This window comes from Paenibacillus montanisoli (genome assembly GCF_003268025.1).
In the GTDB taxonomy this organism is placed as follows: Bacteria; Bacillota; Bacilli; order Paenibacillales; family Paenibacillaceae; genus Paenibacillus_Z; species Paenibacillus_Z montanisoli.
The window spans coordinates 365,666-387,230 of record NZ_QLUW01000001.1; the positions used below are offsets into that span (position 1 = coordinate 365,666).

A 21,565-nucleotide genomic window follows, 5' to 3' on the forward strand; every position below is an offset into this window, starting at 1 on the left:
TGATTAATGAGCGGGTGGACATCAATGATTCTGGCGGTTATAGGCGCAGGCGGAGTCGGGGCTTATTGCGGAGGTATGCTGAGCCCGTTCGTAAACGAAGTCGTTTTTGTGGCAAGAGGTGAGCATTTGCAAGCGATGAGACGGGATGGATTAATCATTCAATCCGGCTTAAAAAGCAGTCATTTCCAAGGTACGTTCACTGATGATTTTAAAACGATTTCCCAAGCGGATCTACTATTATTTACAGTAAATTCGTACCAAACGGCTGAGGCAGCCAAAAGCATGCTCCCCTATGTAAAACCCGGCGCGGTTATTCTAACTCTGCAAAACGGGGTAGACAATGAGGAAATACTAACCGACTTATTCGGAAGAGATCAGGTTATTTCCGGCATTGCCTACCTGAATGTGAAAGTAGTGCGCCCCGGTGTGATCAGTCAAGAAAACGTTCGAACCTTTGTCATCGGTCACTTGTCGGAAAACACGCAAAAGCATGTGGAATTTTGGAATAATCTGTTCAATAAAGCTGGTTTGAACTGCTCGCAATCATTAAACATCGTAGAAACCAAATGGGTAAAGTATTTATGGAATGTTACTTTCAATCCTTTATCTGCTTTGAAAATGGCAACAGTCGGTGATATTCCCGATGACGCAGAGCTAAGAAGATGGGCTGAAGAAATCCTTCGAGAAACCGTTTGTATTGGAAGGGCCTTGGGGGTAGATTTGAAACAGGAAGCAATAAATGAAGTATTTCCTATAGGGGAGCGCGTAAGAAGCCACAAACCCTCTATGCTCCAACATAGAGAACAAGGAAAGAAAATGGAAATTGAATCATTATGCGGCTACCTGGTGCGAAAGGCTCAAATATTAGGAATCGAGGCCCCGGTTATAAAAGAAATGTACAACTCCTTATTAGCTATCGAGGAGGGTCAAGGGCGCTGAGATTTGAACCGCTTATCCAGAGATAGAGAATGCAATAGATATACACATGATTGAAGTCCGCGGAATACGCGGGCTTTTTGATTTAATGGACAGCATTAGTTTCGAAATTGCCTGGTCTAGGGATGTCGCGTGGCCATAAGGGAGACACAGTATAATCTACCAAACAATAGGGAAAGATATTGATAGATTATAGCTGGTTTTTAAATGTAAGGAGGACATCTCTACATGAAATGTTTGAATTGTAATTCGATTGATATTGGTAAGATCGGTAAACAGCAATATTTTTGTTGGAACTGCTGTATTGAAATTACAGTAAATGGTGAGAAACTGGACTTATTTCAGGTTGAAAAAGACGGCACTGTAAGCTCGCTAAACGATTTGTTTTTTGAAGAAATTCATTCAAAGAACCACCAACATGACTTTGTGAAGGTAATTGAATGAAGATTGTCAAATGACAAGAAAATTGTCCGAATGAAGTCCGCTGAAAACGCGGACTTTTTTTTATCGGATCATGTTCTTGCCATTTGACGATGACTTGAACTTACAGGATTCACGTAACCACTCCTTGAATGATATTCGCCGGCAGCCTCTGACGACCACAAAAAAATGAGGTCACCCAGTAAGTTCTGGTGACCTCATTATACGAACGGGCAGGATAACATAATATTTGCGTGGAATAAATTGGTGAAACACATTAAAGGGGGGAGATTTTTGAGTGAATCTTTTGAAATGATTATATCTCAATACGAAAAGCTTACTGATGCAGAGAAGATACAAGTAATAACCGTGTTATCAAAACACATGGACAAGCCAATACAAATTTCTATAAGTGGTTTGTCTTTGCTTAATACAGATGAGATAGAGATTATCAAAAACACACTAAATGGGATCATTCTCACGAAAGAAAATGTCCCGGATATACGTGAAGCATATGAAAGGTTAAGAGGTACAGATTTACCTCGTAATATTTCCTTTGGTCCCAGGCATGACTGAGCTAACGGGGAACGATAGCAAAATGAAGAACCGGTTGCCGAACTATCGGCAGCCTATTCCGCTAATGGCAGATTTGTTCAACAAAAAACGGAGGAATGGCTCTGCATGAAGCATAAAAAATTCTTGCTTTTGTTCTTTGTCATTGTATTAACGTGGTTTTCGTCGAATATAGAAGGTGCTTTTGCCAGCACCTACCCAAGTAGCGTTGCTTGGAATAATTACTTGTATGGACTTTCTGTCGAGGAAGTCGATAGCAAAGACATCGGCAATGAGATTGGAAAAATTAAGCGCCAAAGAACCCCGATGCCAAAGAAGAACGGCGAGTCAAACGAAAAACATCATGTGGGAAGCTCGTTGTTTGAAATTAAAGGGGTGGACATTAAGGATGCAATTGCAGTTAAGGTAGATGAAAAGTTTTTTAAGGCATCCCAAATAGGACCACTTCAAGAGCTGTCCAATGTAAAACCATGGGCAGCAACATTATCTGTTGTCGGTCTCTTGGTCCTTTTAACAGCCATGGCTATATGGAGAAAAAGGAGAAGCATAGGTTAGCTTATTCCGCTAACGGGGAACGGTAGCCCATTGCTCCAGTAAGGAGAGCGAAGTCTTGACCTGTCGTCCTTTTTTATGCGCTAATATGTTGAAAAAGATAATATTCGCGCTTCGTTAGACAAGCTGCCCCGGTCGAGTATTTCGAGGATTTGATTCGGTCTTTCATTAAGCTAACAGGCACGATAGCAAAACGGGAAAGGGCTGCCGTTGTCGGCAGCTGTTTGAGCTAAAGGGCAGATTACTTCAATGTATGGCTGCCGTTTCTCAACTAACGGGCAGGATAGTTCATTGATTTTGATAGTTCATTGATTTCGTTGAATACTCAAAGGACGGAATTTTGCAAACTTCGCAAATAAACATTAACTGATATTAACGCGATTCTAAGGAGAGACAATATGAAAAAGATAATTTGGTTACTTTCATTTGTCATTGTTATCCTTAGCATTGGTCTCTTTTATTCAATTCGATTGAATGTAACGAACAAAAATGATTACCTTCAAAGAAGCTTTCTTTATAAATTTGTTAAATTGATTTGAATAGAATGAATACACTCTATGAGAGATTCCTGGAGCATAAAGGCGATTACCTAGTGGTAGTAGGACCTACTATAGACAGTGGACCAGTTATAACTAGCATCAATTCAAATGGCAAGGAAATAGTATGGATAAATGATATGTCTAGAGATGCATACAGTAATGGTGCGATAGAAGTATATAAATGTGAAAAATTAAATAAAGAAGAGGAGAACGCAAGAACAGTTTTTTCAGTTTCAATTTGCGAAGGTTATTTAGAAGACGATATAAAGGGATACATAGCATTTCCAAAGAAATAAAAAGTAACATGAAGGTATTCCAGAGAGTTCTTTACGCTAACGGGCACAATAGTTCCAAACGAAGAACAGGCTGCCTATGGAGTGAAATCAATGTATGACTATATTAGTATCCATTCTGATAATTACACGAAAAAAGTGAAATCCAAGGTCTTAGAGCAACATTAATTCGTAACTTAAAATTCGAAAAGATAAGTCACTTGACATTTAGCAAAGAAATCAATGGAGAAGTTATCACTTGCTGATAAAATTGGTAACTATGGGTTCAATACACTCGATGGGATTGAAGAAGTGAATTTGATTGAAATTGATTTACCTAGATATATTGACGACATGCTGGAGCAAACAATAACCGAAATTGCTATCGCGATTGCAAATGAGTTTTCATGGGAAATTGACGAAAATCATGGATTGAGCTAACGGGCACGATACTTGAGCGGCTGCCATGGAGCAGCCGTTTTGAACGAACTGCTGACAGGAAGGGGATATAAATGGAAAGCAAACAGACAGGGTTCAGAACAATTGATGAGTATGTATCGCAATTTCCACAGGAGATACAGGACATTTTACATCAGGTAAGAAGAGTCATTCATGAGGCGGCGCCGGATGCGAAAGAAAAGATCAGCTACCAGATGCCGACCTTTGATTTTCACGGGAACCTGGTGCACTTTGCCGCGTTCAATTCTCACATTGGCTTCTACCCGACTCCAAGCGGAATAGAAGCCTTTCAGGGGGAGTTGTCCGCCTACAAAGGAGCCAAAGGCTCCGTCCAGTTCCCCTTTACCAAGCCAATACCCTACGACCTGATTTCCAGAATTGTCCGCTTCCGGGCAGCAGAGAACATCCAAAAGGCGAAAAGTAAGGGGAAGGCTAAGGGGAAGGGGAAGAAGTGAAAATTAACAACCTTTTTAAGGAATTCATTGATCAAATAATTAAGAGTTGTGACTTCGTATAACAACGTATTCACGCTTCGGGCCATTCGGCTTGATTCATTCAGCTAACGGGCACGATAGCTAAATAAAACAGCGTCAGTCGAGGACTTGAATGTCCATACTGACGTTGTTTTAATTTCAGTCTATGGTCGCGTAGTTCAGGATCCACCGGAAAATACCGGTGAACGATAACGATGATTCATCGACTGCCTGAGTCTGCGGACAATAGGGTCAAGTTTTTGTCGTCCGACAAGAAGCTTCGGTCACGTTGGAAATAGGCTCGTTTGAGCCTGCGTAGGCATTTAGAATGGAACTGAGCAAGCCGGGGAATCTTTCTTCTAGATCAGCCGATCGAATGGACAAGAAACGCTGGGTTCCCTGCACGCGAACTTGTACGACCCCTGCTTCGCGCATCGTACGGACGTGGTGGGACAAGGTCGATTTCACGACGTTGGCATCGATGCCGCCACAAGTGCATTCCCCTATTCTGCTGATTTCTGCCACAATGGATAACCGGACGGGATCACTCAACGCATAGAGGATGGACGAGAGATGAATATCGGCTTTGTCCGGGTGATAAAGTATCTTCAGGATGCTTCCTCCTTGCGAAACGTAGTGATTGCATTTTAGCACACCTCATGCTATATTTCTATTGTTCGATAACAATCGAATTATTAAACAATCAAGCGTGTGAAAAGCATGTCAAAAATGAAGTCTTTATAGAAAAAACAAGTGGTATGGAGGTACAACCATGACAAATCAATATACCAATCAAGCAACGAACTCGCATTCCTTGGAAGGATTGTTCAAGCCTTTTACATTAGGTAATCTCAGCTTAACTAACCGGATCGTGATGGCTCCGATGACGCGAGGCTTCTCACCGAGAGGAGTACCTGGACAGGACGTAGCGGATTATTACCGTAGACGCGCGGAAAATGGTGTTGGCTTGATTATTACGGAAGGCACGCTGATCAATCATCCAGCGGCAACCGATAATCCCAGTATCCCTAACTTTCATGGGGAAGAAGCGCTTGCAGGCTGGAAATGCGTCGCTGACGCGGTGCACGAAGCGGGAGGGCGTATCGTACCGCAGCTCTGGCATGTTGGGATGACCCGCAAAAACGGTTCGCTCCCTCATCCGGAAGCCCCATCAATTGGACCTTCAGGACTTAATCTGCTAGGTGAACAAGTGAATGAACCGATGACGCAGGCTGAAATCGATCAAGTCATACAAGCTTTTGCACAAGCGGCAGCCGATGCGAAACGGATTGGCTTCGACGGTATTGAACTCCACGGCGCCCATGGTTACTTGATCGACCAATTCCTCTGGGAGAAAACGAATCAACGCACGGATAAATACGGTGGCGATTTAAAGGCACGGACTCGATTTGCCGTCGAGATCATCGAAGCTTGCCGCCGCGCAGTAGGTCCTGACTTCCCGATCATCATTCGATTGTCGCAGTGGAAATCGTCCGAATATACGGCCAAACTCGCTGCTACGCCCGAACTGCTCGGTCAATTACTCGCTCCTCTCGTGGAAGCGGGGGTAGATCTATTCCACTGCTCGACTCGCAGGTTCTGGGAACCCGAGTTCGAAGGATCTAGCCTGAATTTTGCCGGATGGGTGAAAAAGTTAACGGGCAAGCCGACGATCACTGTAGGGTCCGTCGGTCTCGATGATGAATTCATGAGCTCCTTCAGAGGAAAAAGCGCAGGAACGACCGACATCAACGAGTTGCTTGTCCGGTTAGAGCAGAACGAATTCGATCTCGTCGCAATTGGACGCGCCCTGTTGGTGGATCCTGCTTGGGCTGAGAAGGTTCGGGGCGAACGGTTCCATGAACTGCTTCCATTTTCCGCTGACGCATTGAGCCGGTTGTACTAATTCGACTCATTGGCAACACTAAGCAAAAAGAGATGACACTTTTGTCATCTCTTTTTGCTTGTAGAAGGCTGCTTCTAATGAAAATTCCTGCTAAAATGGGAGGAATAGATGAGAACGCTAAAAGGAAATGTGGTAAGAGGGGTCGGCAATCCTTCTCCATTTAAAAGAGATGGATATATATGATGTAGAGGTGAAGAGATGGCGTATCGGCTATTACGGTATTTTATTTTTTTTCTTGGTTTAACTTTCTTTGGATTAGGGAATGCGATTGCGGTGAAGGTTCAATCTTTGGGGCTGCATCCATGGGAGGTATTAAATGTCGCCCTTTTTCATCGGTTCGGGTTCACGATTGGGACGTGGAGTATTATTTGCGGCTTAGTACTTGTGCTGATCGCCTTCGTCGTTGATAGGAAGTATATTAACATTGGTACGTTTCTAAATACCTTGTCAATCGGCCCGATCATGGATTTCTTTTTGCATCTCAACATACTTCCTCATGAAACGGATCATTGGTGGTTGAATCTGCTCATCTTGCTGATGGGTATTATCATATCCGGCATTGGCGGAGGCATCTATGTGGCTGCAGGAATCGGAGCCGGTCCTAGGGATGGTTTCATGCTTTCCATTTCGGAAAAAACCGGGTTATCGGTTAGCCGGGCAAGAATCGTTGTAGAGAGTACCATCTTGATTATTGGATTCATCCTTGGCGGCCCAGTGTTTATCATGACGTTTGCATATACCTTTATTCAAAGCCCTATATTTCAATTTTCCATGAAGCTGATGCGTTCCTATATCGCTAGTCTGAATCGGAAGCATAAGGGACGGCTTGAGATTTCTTTATAATTGAATCTCCCGGGACAGTGAAAATAGGGTATATATTACTACAGATCGGATTAGTAATTAAATATTGAGTTTTCAATACAGAAGAGGGTTTTATGAAAAAAGGATTTGTCCATTTTTTCCTGACTGCGTTTTTGGAGCATACGTTCTTTAAAAAGAATGAAACGGAGACGATCGTAAAATGGAGTCGAACTGCGTCTTTTGTAAAATTATCGACAGAAAACTTCCAGCAAAAGTAGAATATGAGGACGACCAGATTATAGTATTTCACTGTAAAGATCCTTCTGCCCCTGTTCATTTGCTGGCTGTTCCGAAAAAACACATTCCAACCTTGATGAACGTAGAAGAAGCAGACCTACCTGTTATCTCTCACATTCATAAGATTGCACAGCAGATGTACCGTCAGTTTAATCTCGATGGAATGCGTGTGAATAATAACTGCGGGGAAAAAGGCGGGCAGGATGTGTTTCACGTCCATTACCATATCAAGGGATGGAAATAATGGAAGCTAACGGGCACGATAGCTAAATAAACATCAAAAACGGCAGCCGGTATAATGCTGTCGTTTCTCAACTAACCAATTTAGTTTATGATATATTGTATGTGTGAAAGGAGAGATATATATGAATTGGTTTCAGGAAAACTTATGGAATACAGCAGTACTGCTAGAGTTTGGGGGAATTGTATTAAAGATTTCACTTATTTTAATTGTGGCGAATATCGTGACTCGAATCGGGAAAGCATTCGTGCGCAAGTTCTTTATCGTAACAGCTAAAACAAGAGCATATCGCAAGGGTCGAGAGCAGACTTTGGTAAAGCTGTGTGAAAATATCATTTATTATGTGGTATATTTTATTGCACTCATTACCGTTTTAGAAATTTTTATTGATATTAAAGGTATCCTAGCAGGAGCAGGAGTTGTTGGGCTTGCTGTGGCGTTTGGTGCACAGGGATTGGTAAAAGATGTAGTCACAGGATTCTTTATTTTATTCGAAGATCAATTTTCAGTTGGAGATAAAGTGAAAATCAATACAATTGAGGGAACGGTAGAAGAGCTTGGACTTCGGACGACGCAGATTAAAGGTATTGATGGTGAGATGTATTATATAACAAACAGCATGATTACGCAGGTTGCAAATTATGCAAATGCTCAGCCGAAGCAAGTTGAAACTTCAAAGAGTGCAGTGCCGAAGGAGAAAATACGAATGAAAACCGCTAATTTTTAGCGGTTTTTTGTCGGGTGACAAGAACATTGTCCGAATGAAGTCCGCGTAATCGCGGGCTTCTTTATTTATCGGATCAAGTACTTGTCATTTCGCGATGACAAGAACTTGATCCGATTCCCGATTCGTGACAAGAACATTATCCGATTCCCGATAAGCAGCCGGCTGGCCTTTACTTGTTCGCTTAAGGCAGAGGAGTTATATTAAAATCATTTTTACTCAACCACTGAGAAATAAGTATGATAGTCTAATTATGAAATATTATAATGAGCTGACGAACGGAGGTTGGAAGAAAATAAATATTAATTTAGAAACTCTGATCTTTACATTAAGCCGCCAGTTCAATAAGGATATCATATCTGCCGACTTCCAAGCCATTCCATTGCAGGGCGGGACTGTGGGAAATGTGTACAAGGTAACTGGGATCGCCGAAACCGCAGATGGTGAAAAATTGCCGTACCGTATCGTACTGAAAAACCAGAAGAAATGGGAGCGTTATGGCGATCCGGGTTCATGGCGACGGGAGTATGATCTCTATGCGTCTGACTTTGGAGTAACGTTCTCGGATGCTTTCCGCTGGCCGACATGTTATCATGCCGAGATCAATGCCGAAGAAAATGAAATCCAGCTGTGGCTGGAATATATCGATGGCGTAACCGGAATAGACTTGACCATTGATATGTATGAACAGGCTGCGCTGGAGTTAGGACGCTTTCAAGGCAAGCTGTACGCGGAGCAGCCCGCAGTGCTGCAGAGTTTGACCAACCTGAGCCATGCGGATTTCATGAAGAATAAGTATCTGCATTACAGGTCATGGTCGGTCGTCTACGATTATATACGCTCGGAGGATTGTGATTTCCCGCAGTACGTGCGGCAAATGCTTATCGACATCGATGAGCACGCAGACGAGATACTTGACCGAATAGAAAAATTGCCTCTCGTGCTATGCCACCGGGACTTCTGGATGACCAACCTGATCTATGCCGATCGGAAAATCGTGATCATCGACTGGGATACATCCGGATGGGGCTACTTGGGCGAGGATCTCGCAAGCCTGATTGCAGATGAAGCGGATATCGATCACATGGTCGAATACTATCAGCGATGTGTTCCCGCGTATTACAAAGGCTTTTCGGAGTACGCGGATGTATCTCCTATCGCTGATCATTGCGTCTACGAGTTGATCCTTCTCGTCTTCGGGTACAGGCTTGTGGAGTGGTATCTCCACACAGAGGAAGATAATGAGAAGACTAAGCCTATTCATACGCTCCAAAAAATCTATGAAATGAAGACTGGCCTTGCATAGGGGAGCTATAATACAACGGATCAGGTCGCAGCTGCAACCTGATCTTTTTTTTGTTTTCATGCTTTATGGTGCAGTACAAGAGATGTATGGATGTTTTTCGCAACATTACTTCATAGTTCTCGTCTATAGCTTTAGTGCGCTAAAATATGCTAAGAAAGGAAAAAATATTATGAAAAAGGTTCTCACAGGAATTTTCGCTGCATTAATTTTATCTATCTCTTCACCTGCATACGCGGCAGGCATGCAAATAAAAGTTGAAGGTGTTACTATTGCCTCCGATGTGAAGCCCGAAATGAAGAACAATCGAACGATGGTGCCTTTGCGTTTTATCAGTGAAAATTTGGGAGCCAAGGTCAACTGGGAGGGTTCGGAAGTTACGATCACAAAAAGCGATAGGCATGTAATCTTAAAATTGAAGAGCAATTCAGCGGTGAAAAATGGTAAACCCGTGCTACTCGATGCAACGCCATATATCAAAAATAATCGGATCATGGTTCCGCTTCGCTTTATTGCAGAAACGTTTAACTCTAGCGTCGAATTCAGAAATTCGACAGTATCTGTTGAACCTGCCCCATTTGTTCTAGACGGCGTGAAAGTGAAAGCATTGCAACACGAAGTTTACTATACAATGGGCAGCATAGTAAAACAAATTAATGGGAGTGCCTATAATGAAGCGATTTATCATATTTTTGCAGACAACAAAGGAAGTAAGGTGGATGCCCCTGCTGAGTACACATCGAGTGTTCATGAGCTTACGCCGGGGGGTTATTACAAGGGTGGACAATTTAATTTTTTGGATCAAAAAGGGAACAGCATTAAACAATTTGATCTCTACACTTTATCTCATTCCGAGGGCGATCCCGATGTTATGTTATATGATGGGACTGAAAAACAATGGTATTTATTTACCTATTCAGCAGTTCAATCGATTTATCAGTTCATTGATACTGCCGGACAGAACGGTTTTCTGACGACGATCAGTGATACAAATCCATAAGGCAACATTTTTTTCTTATTAAGATAACGGGCAATTTTGATGAAGAATGGAAATGGCTCCTTTATGTTTGTGCCAAGTAAGAATAACCCCTCCAAACAGATTGGAAGGGGTTGTGTTATCTAAATTCATACAGCCTTCATACTCCCATATCAACCAACGAATTGCATCAACAGCTGGTTAAACCGCACGCGTTCTTCCCAGAACGGGCCATGGCCGCTGTATTGGAATGGGACGAACTGCGAGCCCTTGATCAGTTTGTGCGTTTCCTGTCCTTTGGCGAAAGGGACGATTTTGTCGTGTATGCCGTGAACAATTAGTGTAGGTACGGCGATTTTCTGAAGATCCGAATACACGTTTTCGTCCCGCAGCGTGGCCATGATCGCCGCAGTGGCATAGCCGGCTGCCTGCAGGCTCATCTGCATAAACCAATTGGCGAACGGCCCTGTGATAAGCTGGAAGAAGAACAAGTTAGTCACGCTCTGCAGCATGTTGGGGCGGTCGTTCAAGGTGGCGGCAATAAAATCGTTCGCCGTCTGTTTGTCCACGCTGGACGGCGCCGCCGCATCGATCAACACAAGTTTGTTTACGCCATAGCCTTGGTGCCGCGCCATGTACCGGATCGCAATCGCCCCGCCGGTCGAGTGCCCTGCCAGTGTAAAGTCCTTCAGTTGCAGCGCGCCCGCGACGATTCGTATATCGTCCGCCAAACGATCAAAGTCATAGCCCTTGAACGGCTTATCCGAGTTGCCATAGCCCCGCCAGTCAATGCTGACGCAGCGGAAGCCCATCGCCGGAAGCACATCATACTGATATTCGAACTGATTGTGGTTAAGCGGCCAGCCATGAATGAAAAAGATCGTTTTCCTGCCCGCCGGATTAATATCCTCCACGAATATTTTAATGCCAGGTTCCACCGTTACAAAGCTTCCCACGCCGATCCCTCCGAATCCGATAACGTACTTCTACTAATATACTCACAGATGAGGCATAGGTGATTGCCCATGGTCGATTTCCGGTGTCCTGGGCTAATATATTTCAAAACTGCTCGAATATCATGTTTCGCGAAATTTCGACTAATGGAATAACCAGATATTATTGATCTACGTCAAGATTCTCGGATAATCAATTCTTATATACGCCGATTAAGCAACAGCCCCGAAATGACATAGAATAGTTTCTTCTAACATGCTAACCAGCGGAAGTCCGTATTAAAGCAGCAGCGGGACCCTAAATCGGGTCCCGCTGTTTGTGTGCTATGACGCCACGCAGAACATAGAGCAATTGGTGGAGGCTGGTTTTTTGATTCGTTATTTCGCTATTTTCCTGTTTTCGAATCGGCTTAACAATTAGGTAAGAACCAATTCTATCAAAATCCCAGTCCTTCTCAAACGCGTTTGAATAGATTAATAGAGTAGTACTAGTAAGGCAGTTGAGAAGGAGGAATAACGTATGGCTGTCAGCCAAAAACAGATTTCGAAATATTACGGCAAGAAGATCTATGCTGTCAAGAAGGATGGATCCATCGTTACAGGAACAGTGACGCAAATTCAGGGTAATCGCGTGATTCTTACACAGGTTACACAGGAAAAAGGGAAAACAGTAAAATCGAAATTTCTTATTCCATTGTTACTATTTGATTTACTCGCAATTGGCCTGTTTTCTGGGTTTGGCGGATTTGGCGGGTTTGGCGGTTTTGACGGAGACTTTTTCTTTTAACGCATGAGACGAGGAAAATGAAAATGAAAATGAGTTTTTCACTGCATCAAAACCATTAAACTAGGTACAACAGCTCAATGACAACAGGCTGCCGATCTAAACGGCAGCCTGTTTGGATTTAATCATATTTTAACGTACGAAGACTATGTAAATTACTCACTTCTGTTGCTTTTTCCTAAGCTCGACTTGCTTGCTCAATTATTAAGTTATCTAATTCGATTCTCGCAGCTTTTTCCTCCATGTCGATGGGAGGATAGTGTTATCACTTCGCGAATGCTTTCATATGTATGGCAATCATTTCAACAGCTGTCGATGCTTTGACCAAAGCTTAATCCATAAACGTCTTTCATCATCTTGAAAGAACTTGATCCCTACTAATTTTAGAGGCGTCCATATTTCCTTGAAGTAATAATTAGGCATAGGTATTCCTCCTTACAGTGTATGTGTAACATTTTATATGGGGTGGTTGGAGATGTCTGTCGAATATTGTGACAATTCTGATTTAATTTGGGTTGAACCCCGAACTTGAGAGGTGCTTGTATGTACAAACATTCATTCTTCCATTTATATCTGCACGATGACGAAGAGCTTGCATCCATATTAGGGGCTTCCGTTGCAGAAAGGGCAACCCTTCATGAATGGCCTCTCTCCTGTGTGCAACGCATTCGCATGAGCGATGCCTCGACGATCATTTTTAAAGTACAGGCTGAACCTTCCATTGAAGCGCAATTTTATAACAAAGCAAGTTCTCCTCTATTAGTAAGTTCTAGAGTTATAGAGCAAAACGACACTCCGGATGCCTTACTGTTAGAACATATCGATGCCCCTTTCTTATCCGACATTACGATGGATACGGATGAAGCATTGCGTTTCATTGATGATATGACGAATCAAATCTCTCAAATTGAAGGTGATCTCCCATATTTCTATAAGATAGGAAGCCTACCGGACTGGGGACGTTTTACCGGCGCTCTAGTAAGAGACCTTGAAACCTTAGTTCGGCGTGGAACTTTCCAAAAGACCGATCATGACGGCATCCAAACAATAGCCTCTTATTGCAATGATTCCTCGGTTGTATCTGCGATCCAATCCAGGAGCGGCCTAGTACATGGGGATTTGAACGGCGGCAACATCATCATGCATCCAGAAGGAACGAAGGTCATTGACTGGCAGCGACCCGTATATGGGCCAATCGAGCTTAATCGGGCTAACCTGCTGGTATCATTGGGGATAGACGCCAAGCCATATGTCGCCACAGGGGTCATGAGCTTGCTGTACATTCTGAATATAGCTTGGTTCACTCAATGCGCGCTGTACTGGTTCCCTCCAGGCGCAGAAGCGTATGATACGGAAATCGTCAAATTCGTTGACACCTTGAACTGCCTGCCAAAAAGGATGCCGGAGTGATATGCTCTCCAAATAGTAGACAGGTGAAATAATAAAAACCTGCTGCTATGAGGGGAGCATTTCTCATGTCAAAAGTACAATACAGTGCAGCTGAAAAGTTGGCCATTATCGCTGAACTGGAACGTGGCGAACTACAGAAGCCAGCTCGAGATAGCCGGGATCAACAAAATCATGGATGAAGTCAAAGCGCAAATTGAGAATTATACGACTATGGAATAATGTGATGAAAGACGGCTGCCGATTGGCGGCCGTTTTTCATTCAAAGCAAAAGCTCCCTTCACAGGGAGCTTTTTGCTTGAATATTTAAAGAATTACTGTACAACTCTCCAGGTGTATAAACCTTTTTTCAGTAAATAAACATAACCATCCCATTGGGCGAAATCACCCAGATATTTAACCTTCGAACGATGGAATGAACATCGTTCGCCGCCTTTTGATTTAAGTCTAGAGAGCGCCTATTCGTAAAAGCTTAGCCTCGGACGGGCTTAAGTGGACATCTATGGATTCCGCATCAGGTTGAACCTGCAGCTCTGATCCATCCCATACATCAGTGATACGGAGCGGCTTGCGATTCGGAATGCCTAACCTCTCTAGCATAAGCCGCTTATGCGCCTCAAGATCCGAGTCGTAATTGAATACGGCTACCCAGCTTTCGCCCGCATCGGAAAGCACGAAGATGTCCTCCGCCTTACTGCCGCTAGAGCCTTCCACTGGCCGGAAGGTAATTCCTTTGCGCGCCAAAGCCAATATATCCGGATGGGTCATCCAAGCACGGGCTCGCTCAGCCGCTTCTTTCATGCGGAAGTCATCGCCCAGTAAGAGCGAGGTCCCGGCAATGACGGAAGCCGTCAGCCGGCCCCGGCCTTCATGCTCGGAGGTTGAGCGTTGGTTGGCGCTTTTATACAGCACGGTATGATCCGGATCGTTATACCGATACAGCGTGCCGTTGATCCACCAGCCGTAGGTCAAGGCATTCAGCATATATTCCGTATCGCCGACGGTGCCGAACACGTCGCAGGAAATGCGGCGGCTGTGCGCATAACCGTGAGGGAACAGCGGGGCGATGGACAGATTGATGAAGAACGGCCTGCCTATGCGCTCCGGCGCCAACGTGTCCCGAATGACGGCCATCCCTCGGTTGTAGGCTTCGATTCCGGTCCGTACTTCCGGGTCGTAATGGCGACCTTCAAGCGCTCCGTGAGAGAGGAAGTCCGCTTTGACATACTCAAAGCCCAGCTCCACGAAGTTGTCCAGCTGGCGTCTTATTCGTTCCAATGCCGCCGGATGACTGAGATCAATGGCATAAGCGCCATCGAGCGTGGGCAAGAGATTTCCTGCTGCATCCTTGAGGAGAATGTCACGATAGAGGTATCGATCCTCGGAGCCTTCGAGCGGCCTCTCGGGATCTTTGCCCCAATAGGCGAATGGCGAGAAATAGATGCCCGGCCTATGGCCGTTCGCCTTGACGCGGCGCACCGCTTCGCGCAATTCCTCAGGCGTCAGATTCGTCCAGAATGAGTCGAAATTGACGTAAACGGCGCCTTGATTCGTGAAGCCGTCATCGCCGGCTTGAAGTTCTTGTTTGATAAAATCCGACGTATGCACATAGACGTCAAAATCCAATTTGCTCATGACGGCAGACCAACTGTTCCACCCGAACGGAACGCCCCCGTCCCATGGCAGCATAGGGGTAACCGCGGCGTTTGCGCGGCCATATGCCTCCAAGCCGTCCCGGTAATCCTCGAAAGAGCCGACAAAGATGCGCGGCGAAACGTTTAGCTTCCCATGTGCGGAACCATGAGGCAGCGTATCCCGCGTCTGCAGGCTGGACAGGCCTCCGAATACGCGCAGCCGGGACACCTCGCCCGCAAACGTGCCTTCGACCTGGAGGCCGGTTTTCCAGAAATCATGAGTCACGGAACCTAAAACGAAGCCATGCCGACTCTCCGCGCAATAGATTGCCGTAGCTTCGCAGCTTTCCACGGAGCACGGAATGGGGAAGGAGCCGTAGCGCACCCATTTGTCGTTATCGAATGGGACGAACAGAACGCGCGCATCGCCGCCGTGACGCTGCCCGAATTCCAAGCATGAGCCGTCATTGCGCAAAGCGGAGAGCGGAGTCATTTCATTCGTTTCCCATTCCGTTTCCTGCTCGGCTTGAAGCTCTACGAAGCCATAGGGGAGACCCTCGTAACACCAGAAGTGCTGGCGCAGGATCGGTTGATTGGGCATTGCATGCTCCACACACCAGCATACCCCTTTGCCATACCTATCCTCTATGGACTGGATGGACCCCGTTTGGATCTGATGGCCGCTATAGAAGGTCGTCCGCAGACGTTGAGAGCCGACGGTCACCTCACTGAAGAGATCCCGAAGAGCGCTGCCATCCTTCCACTGAAAGGACAGCAGCCCCGTCTGCAGATTGGATTCGATGCGCAGAAGCCCGTTATCCACGGTAATCCGATTGGCATCCGAATCGATGCGTATAGCCTGATGTTGCATAGAAATCACTCCGTTTCTACTTCACGGTAATCTTGTACAGCATCGATTGAGCGGCGCAAAGGCTTACCGTGAATGGCCCATTCATCTCGCGAGATGCATTGGTCCAGAGATCGGTTACGGTCAGCTTCGAATCGCTTGGGATGCCGGCGCGCGCCAAGTCAATCGTTTTGACGACGTTTTCCTGCGTATAGTTGAACACGGCCAAATAGAAGTCTTGCTTATCTTTCAGTACAAATTGATCCGCGGCATTCGTTCCGGTATTGCCTTCGACAGGTGTAAAGGCTTTGCCTATCAGAGCGACCGCGTTGACGCGAGGGTTCGTCAACAGCGTTTTCATGTACTCTTGCGCAACCGGATTGTTCACGTCATCGGAGTTCAAATAGACGGTTCCGGAAATCGCGGCGGCATTGACTCGCGTCTGCGCTGCTGCCAATGAGCCTCCCTTGACCAAGGCCATATAATCGGGATCCGTAAACCGGTAGATGGTTCCGTTCTGCCACCAGCCATAGGTTAAATTGCTAAGCTGGTATTCGGTTTGCCCCAGCGTTCCGTCGACATCGCACGAAATCCGTCTTGCGTGAGCATACTGGCTCGGGAAGATCGGGGCGATCGAGGCGCTGATGAACATTTTTCCTTCCAACGCTTTATTGACGTAGGCCATCCCTTGGTTATAAGCCTGAATGCCGGTCTGCACGCTGCTGTCATAATGCTTGCCTTCGAATGAACCATGGCTTAGGAAGTCGATCTTGATGTATTCGAAGCCGTAATCCTTAAATTGCTGAAAATAATAGTCGATCCGCTGCTTTGCTGCCGGATGGGTAGGATCGATCGCATACGCGCCATCCACTGTAGGCAAAATGTTGCCATTCTCGTCCTTAAGCACAAGATCGCCGTACGTGTATTGGCCGTTCGTGCCTTCAACCGGCTGGCTCATATTGTTGCCCCAATAGACGAACGGGCTATAGTAGATTCCCGGCTTTTGCCCGTTCTTCTTAATCAGCGCAGCCACGTCCTTCAACTGCTGCGACGTCATATTGTCCCAATAGGAATCGAGGTTGATATAGATGTTCCCTTTGTTGTTAAAGGAAGCGTTCTGGATGTGTTCCTTGAAGAAGTTGGACACATCAACGACCTTCTCATAGCTTAGATGGCTGTCGTAGGCTCCCCAGCTGTTCCAGCCGACGGGTACGCCTTTCGGGACGCCGTGCTCGAAATCAAGCGGCGGAGCGACTTCCGCGTTCGCTTGTCCGAAACCTTCGAGGCCGTCACGATAATCCGTATAGTACCCGACGAAAATCTGCGGCGACGTTAACGTCTTGCCCGAGATTTTCCCATGCGGAAGGGTGTCATGCGTCGATGTAGGAGACGTAAAGCCGCCGTATACCTTCAATTTGTTCAGCCGGTCATGGGATCCGCTCCAATAAACGCCCGTTTTCCAGGTGTCGTGCGTAACGGAACCGATGACGAGCCCGTTTCGGCTGTCGTTATCGTAGATCGCCGTTAATTCGGAGCTGATATAGTTATTGCTGTTGAGAAACGTATTGATCGTACGGGCTTGATAGCGGGACCAGCTGTCATTATCGTATGGCGTGATGAGTACCCGGTTATCCGAGTAGCTGCCGATATCTACGCCGCCGCGTGATTGGATGACGATAGGGGCCATATCGTTCGTGCTGAGCTCCGTGCTGCCGGACAACTGCTGACTGACTAAGAAATAAGTTTTGCCGTCATAGACCCGATAAATCTGCGACATCGTCGGCAGACCGGCCTGTTTGTTTTCAATGGTGATTTCGATGCCTTTTCCATGAGCATCGTGGATCTTTTTGACGCCATTCATCGAGAATAAATGCTCCGCATATTGCTTGCTGGTTAACGTCTCATCCAGCTGAACGCTGCTGTACACGCCTGTGGCAACCGTTTTGCCGTTCCAAGCATAAGCCGACAGCCCGGATTCCGTATTATAGGTGATCGTATAGACACCGTTCGAGATCGATACGCCCTTCTGATGCTCGGTTACGACTGCGGAGCCGTACTTGGACGAGCTCACTTGGCCGCCGATGTCGCCGATGTCGCCGTCATTGTCGGGTTCCCCTGTTGAAGGATCAGCTGAGATAAGCTCGATCTTATCGATGTCCGGAGACCACCCTCCGTTGTCGTCGAACTTGATCGTATTGGCGCCTTGCTTCAGCAGCACTTCAAACTCGAAAGCGCCGAGGGTGTCCCAATTCGCCGTCTTAGGCGGCGATAACGGTTCCGCTTCTCCGCCGTTCACCGTAACGGTGATCGGGCGGGGGTCGCCGGAAATATAAAACATTTTCAACGTGTAGGTTCCTGCCGAAGGTACCTCAACGTTGTTGAATTGCACCGAGGAGCCGCCCCATAAGTCGCCTGCCTTCTTGCCGCCGGAGCATCCGATGACGGGATTGCAGTCACGAACGCCCGCGTTTCCGGTGAACGTGTTGGCAGGCGCCTCCGCTTCGATCGATGAGATGATTTCGCCGCCATCGCCTGGATCTCCAGTGACGATTAGCTCAATCTTATCCACGTCCGGTGCCCAGCCTCCGTTGTCGTCGAATTTGATCGTATTGCTGCCTTGCTTCAGCAGCACTTCGAACTCGAAGGCACCGAGGGTGTCCCAATTCGCCGTCTTAGGCGGGGAGTAGGTCTCTGCCTCTCCATTGTTCACCGTAACCGTGATTGGGCGCGGGTCGCCGGAAATATAGTGCATCTTTAACGTGTAGACTCCTTCGGCAGGCAACTCAACGTTATTGAATTGCATGGAGGAGCCACCCCATAAGTCTCCTGCCTTCTTCCCGCCGGAGCAGCCGATGACCGGATTGCAATCCCGAACGCCTGCGTTTCCGGTGAACGTGTTGGCAGAGGCCTCCGCTTCAATGGAGGCGACGATTTCCCCTGGAGCCGGCTGCTCGCCGCCTACGGCGTTTACCATCGTCGTCGTTAAACCGGTAAGCAGAATGGCGGCCATGAGGGACAGTGCTTTCATGCTTTTTGTGAAACTCAATGATTTTCCTCCTTTTCCATAATGGGTTAAGCGCTTTCTTACTTAGTTTAAGTGGTGCCCGTCCGCCTCTCTATGCCAAAATGTTATGATTCGTATGGGAAAGTGTCTTACTTTTTGCGCCGTTATAACGCTAGTCAGCACGTCCTCCGAACGAAGCCAAAACGCTAAAAAACCTCAGAACGTTTATTTCCCCGATAGGCAGCGTTTTGAATTTCTAACGATCCTCAGAGACGCTATTTCACGATTTTGTTTCGTTTTCACGCAGATAATAGGCAAATAAGGCTGTTGAGGTTCGTAAGAACTGATTCAAGGCAGAAAACTCGCTAATAAGCGCTATAAGGTTCGTTAGAGAATGGCTCGTCGAAATAAATAGAAAGAAACCCGGCGTTTAATAAAACGCGGGTTTCTCCCCCAGCAGATCCTATTAACTTTTGATAGCGCCCATCATCATGCCTTTAACGAAGAACCGCTGAATAAACGGATAGACCATAATGATCGGCAGCGTAGCGACCATCGTCACCGCCATCCGGATGCTTTCGCCGGACACCGGCGTACGCTTCGAGCTGTTGGCGAGCTGCTCCGCCTCGGAAACCATGGCACCGGTCTGGAACTGGTTCAATATTTTCACGAGCACGGCCTGAAGCGTTTTTAGCTCCGGCTTATACGTGTAAATATACGAATCGTACCATGAATTCCAATGGCCGATGCCGATAAACAGGGCGATCGTAGCCAAGACCGGCACGCAGAGCGGAAGGATAAGACGAGCGAAAATTTCCAGCTCGTTGGCGCCGTCGATCTTAGCGGATTCCTCCAGCTCCGGAGGCAGCTGCTCGATAAAGGTTCGCACCAGAATCATTAAGAAGACGCCGATAAGTCCAGGGAAAATATAAACCCAGAAGGAATCGATCAAGCCCAATGACTTGATAATCATGTAGGTAGGGATTAGCCCGCCCCCGAAGTACATCGTAAAAATAAAGAACAGGGTGAAAAACCGCCAGGCAATCAGCTCGCGCTTACTGAGCGAGTAGGCCATCATACAAATGCTCAGCACGGATAACGGCGTACCGATGACCGTTCTCAGGACCGTCACGTTGATCGAGCCGAGCAGCTCCGAGTTACGAAAGATGGACTTATAGCTGGCGAACGTAAAATCCCGCGGCCATAAGTACAGTCCGCCCCGCACGGCATCGGTAGCGTCGTTCAAGGATACGACGAGAATATTCCAGAACGGGTAGAAGGTCACGAGAAAGATGAGGCAAAGGAGCGTATAGTTGATGAGATCGAACAGCTTGTCGGACAGATTGCTTTTCCCTAACATGGTGTACCTCCTACTTTAGAATAGCGATTGGTTGTTCAGCTTTTTGGACGAGAAATTCACGATAATCACAATGATGAACGCGACGACGGAATTGAATAAGCCGACCGCGGAAGCGTAGGAGAACATCGAATTTTGCAGACCGTACCGGAAGGAATACGTCGATAGGACGTCGGAATATTCCTGGGTCATTCCGTTTCCGAGCAAGAAATGCTGATCGAATCCCGCGTTGAGTACGCCGCCTAGCGATAAAATCAACAAGATAACGATCGTCGGTTTCAGATGCGGAAGCGTCACATAGAGAATTTGCTTGAAGCGTCCGGCACCGTCGACTTTTGCCGCCTCGTAGAGCTCCAAATTGATCGAGGAAATCGCGGCGAGGTAAATAATCGAGCTATACCCCATTTCCTTCCATGTATTCCCGATGGCGACGATCCACCAGAAGTACTTGCCTTCTTGAAGGAAGAGAATGCTCTGATCGGTGATATTGAGCCAGAGCAGCAATTTATTCACGATTCCATCCGATGAGAGAACCGTCACGATGATATTCGCGGCGATAACCCAAGAGATGAAATGAGGGAGATAAGATACGGTTTGTACCGTACGCTTAAATACGGCATTTTTCACTTCGTTGAGGGCGATCGCGATAATGATCGGCGCCGGGAAGGAGACAAGAAGCGTAAGAAGCGTCGACGCAAGCGTATTTCGCATGATGATGTAGAAATCGCCGTTATTGAAGAAGTAATCGAACCAGTACATGCCGACGAATTCGCTGTGTAGCAGCTGATTCCAGAAATCGCCCAGCGACGGCTGGTAGTTTACAAAGGCCATATAAAGTCCGGCCATCGGCAAATAAGCGAATAGGAGCGCCCAAATTACCGCTGGCAGCAGCATGAGCAGAAGATATCGTTGTTCGATCAGCCGGCGTTTGAACGTTTTGGTTTTGGCTGGGGTAACGCTTTTTTGGCGAAGGGGTTGTACGGCCGTTTCCATCTGTGCACCTCGTTCCATAGTAATATTGAAATTATACGGGCTCAAAATTACGGCCTTCAATATAACAATGTGATGAAACGTGCGGGAAAACGTCTTTAATTCCGAATCGCGCTA

General features: G+C 46.4%; 21 protein-coding genes. 15 read left to right on the plus strand and 6 right to left on the minus strand.

The genetic code is table 11. The annotated features are described in order from the left end of the window. Positions 1 to 24 precede the first annotated feature (24 nt). From DL346_RS01705 to DL346_RS01735, 7 genes are all read left to right on the plus strand, one after another. Positions 25 to 939: a ketopantoate reductase family protein gene (locus DL346_RS01705; protein WP_165822333.1), complete on the plus strand. Its 915-nt coding sequence runs from the start codon at positions 25 to 27 to the stop codon at positions 937 to 939. Between the two features lie 225 nt (positions 940 to 1,164). Next, positions 1,165 to 1,380, plus strand: a complete 216-nt coding sequence (locus DL346_RS01710; protein ID WP_112880369.1) for a hypothetical protein — start codon at positions 1,165 to 1,167, stop codon at positions 1,378 to 1,380. A 270-nt stretch (positions 1,381 to 1,650) separates the two neighbouring features. Next, positions 1,651 to 1,932: a hypothetical protein gene (locus DL346_RS01715; protein WP_112880370.1), complete on the plus strand. Its 282-nt coding sequence runs from the start codon at positions 1,651 to 1,653 to the stop codon at positions 1,930 to 1,932. Positions 1,933 to 2,037: 105 nt separating this feature from the next. After that, positions 2,038 to 2,484, plus strand: a complete 447-nt coding sequence (locus tag DL346_RS01720) for a hypothetical protein (protein ID WP_112880371.1) — start codon at positions 2,038 to 2,040, stop codon at positions 2,482 to 2,484. A gap of 541 nt (positions 2,485 to 3,025) precedes the next feature. Continuing rightward, positions 3,026 to 3,316 carry a DUF4362 domain-containing protein gene (locus DL346_RS01725; protein ID WP_133257467.1) on the plus strand — a complete coding sequence of 97 codons (291 nt, stop codon included), beginning with the start codon at positions 3,026 to 3,028 and terminating at the stop codon, positions 3,314 to 3,316. A 219-nt stretch (positions 3,317 to 3,535) separates the two neighbouring features. After that, on the plus strand, positions 3,536 to 3,733 hold the full coding sequence (locus DL346_RS29355; RefSeq protein WP_240632989.1) for a hypothetical protein: 198 nt from the start codon (positions 3,536 to 3,538) through the stop codon (positions 3,731 to 3,733). A gap of 71 nt (positions 3,734 to 3,804) precedes the next feature. Continuing rightward, complete coding sequence (locus DL346_RS01735; RefSeq protein WP_112880373.1) at positions 3,805 to 4,206, plus strand: iron chaperone; 402 nt, start codon at positions 3,805 to 3,807, stop codon at positions 4,204 to 4,206. A gap of 270 nt (positions 4,207 to 4,476) precedes the next feature. On the opposite strand, the gene DL346_RS01740 is transcribed toward DL346_RS01735, so the two are convergent. Further along, entirely contained in the window at positions 4,477 to 4,878 is a 402-nt protein-coding gene (locus DL346_RS01740) for an ArsR/SmtB family transcription factor (RefSeq protein ID WP_338066282.1), read from the minus strand. A gap of 118 nt (positions 4,879 to 4,996) precedes the next feature. Here DL346_RS01740 and DL346_RS01745 point away from each other — a divergent pair, with 118 nt between their 5' ends. The 6 genes from DL346_RS01745 to DL346_RS01770 all read left to right on the plus strand — a co-directional run bounded on the left by DL346_RS01745 (position 4,997) and on the right by DL346_RS01770 (position 10,496). Then, positions 4,997 to 6,130 carry an NADH:flavin oxidoreductase gene (locus tag DL346_RS01745; RefSeq protein ID WP_112880374.1) on the plus strand — a complete coding sequence of 378 codons (1,134 nt, stop codon included), beginning with the start codon at positions 4,997 to 4,999 and terminating at the stop codon, positions 6,128 to 6,130. A gap of 198 nt (positions 6,131 to 6,328) precedes the next feature. After that, complete coding sequence (locus DL346_RS01750; RefSeq protein ID WP_112880375.1) at positions 6,329 to 6,973, plus strand: YczE/YyaS/YitT family protein; 645 nt, start codon at positions 6,329 to 6,331, stop codon at positions 6,971 to 6,973. 178 nt (positions 6,974 to 7,151) lie between these two features. Next, positions 7,152 to 7,472: an HIT domain-containing protein gene (locus DL346_RS01755; RefSeq protein ID WP_112880376.1), complete on the plus strand. Its 321-nt coding sequence runs from the start codon at positions 7,152 to 7,154 to the stop codon at positions 7,470 to 7,472. 121 nt (positions 7,473 to 7,593) lie between these two features. Next, a complete protein-coding gene (locus DL346_RS01760) occupies positions 7,594 to 8,196 on the plus strand; it encodes a mechanosensitive ion channel family protein (RefSeq protein WP_112880377.1) in 603 nt (200 codons plus the stop codon). Positions 8,197 to 8,488: 292 nt separating this feature from the next. Beyond that, entirely contained in the window at positions 8,489 to 9,499 is a 1,011-nt protein-coding gene (locus DL346_RS01765) for an aminoglycoside phosphotransferase family protein (RefSeq protein WP_112881723.1), read from the plus strand. A 169-nt stretch (positions 9,500 to 9,668) separates the two neighbouring features. Next, positions 9,669 to 10,496, plus strand: a complete 828-nt coding sequence (locus DL346_RS01770; protein ID WP_112881724.1) for a copper amine oxidase N-terminal domain-containing protein — start codon at positions 9,669 to 9,671, stop codon at positions 10,494 to 10,496. Between the two features lie 149 nt (positions 10,497 to 10,645). Here the strand turns inward: DL346_RS01770 and DL346_RS01775 are convergent, their stop codons facing one another. Continuing rightward, positions 10,646 to 11,428, minus strand: coding sequence for an alpha/beta fold hydrolase (locus tag DL346_RS01775; RefSeq protein WP_112880378.1), 783 nt, complete (start codon positions 11,426 to 11,428; stop codon positions 10,646 to 10,648). Positions 11,429 to 11,945: 517 nt separating this feature from the next. Between DL346_RS01775 and DL346_RS01780 the strand changes: the two genes are divergently transcribed. Together DL346_RS01780 and DL346_RS01785 are read left to right on the plus strand one after the other, a co-directional pair. Continuing rightward, positions 11,946 to 12,212, plus strand: coding sequence for a 50S ribosomal protein L33 (locus DL346_RS01780; RefSeq protein ID WP_112880379.1), 267 nt, complete (start codon positions 11,946 to 11,948; stop codon positions 12,210 to 12,212). Between the two features lie 540 nt (positions 12,213 to 12,752). Continuing rightward, complete coding sequence (locus tag DL346_RS01785) at positions 12,753 to 13,619, plus strand: phosphotransferase (RefSeq protein WP_112880380.1); 867 nt, start codon at positions 12,753 to 12,755, stop codon at positions 13,617 to 13,619. A 444-nt stretch (positions 13,620 to 14,063) separates the two neighbouring features. Here DL346_RS01785 and DL346_RS01790 read toward each other — a convergent pair whose 3' ends face one another. From DL346_RS01790 to DL346_RS01805, 4 genes are all read right to left on the minus strand, one after another. Then, entirely contained in the window at positions 14,064 to 16,121 is a 2,058-nt protein-coding gene (locus DL346_RS01790; protein WP_112880381.1) for an alpha-galactosidase, read from the minus strand. A 16-nt stretch (positions 16,122 to 16,137) separates the two neighbouring features. Next, complete coding sequence (locus DL346_RS01795) at positions 16,138 to 19,143, minus strand: carbohydrate-binding protein (RefSeq protein WP_112880382.1); 3,006 nt, start codon at positions 19,141 to 19,143, stop codon at positions 16,138 to 16,140. Between the two features lie 424 nt (positions 19,144 to 19,567). Beyond that, on the minus strand, positions 19,568 to 20,461 hold the full coding sequence (locus DL346_RS01800; protein ID WP_112880383.1) for a carbohydrate ABC transporter permease: 894 nt from the start codon (positions 20,459 to 20,461) through the stop codon (positions 19,568 to 19,570). Positions 20,462 to 20,476: 15 nt separating this feature from the next. After that, a complete protein-coding gene (locus DL346_RS01805; protein ID WP_112880384.1) occupies positions 20,477 to 21,451 on the minus strand; it encodes an ABC transporter permease in 975 nt (324 codons plus the stop codon). Between the last annotated feature and the right edge of the window lie 114 nt (positions 21,452 to 21,565).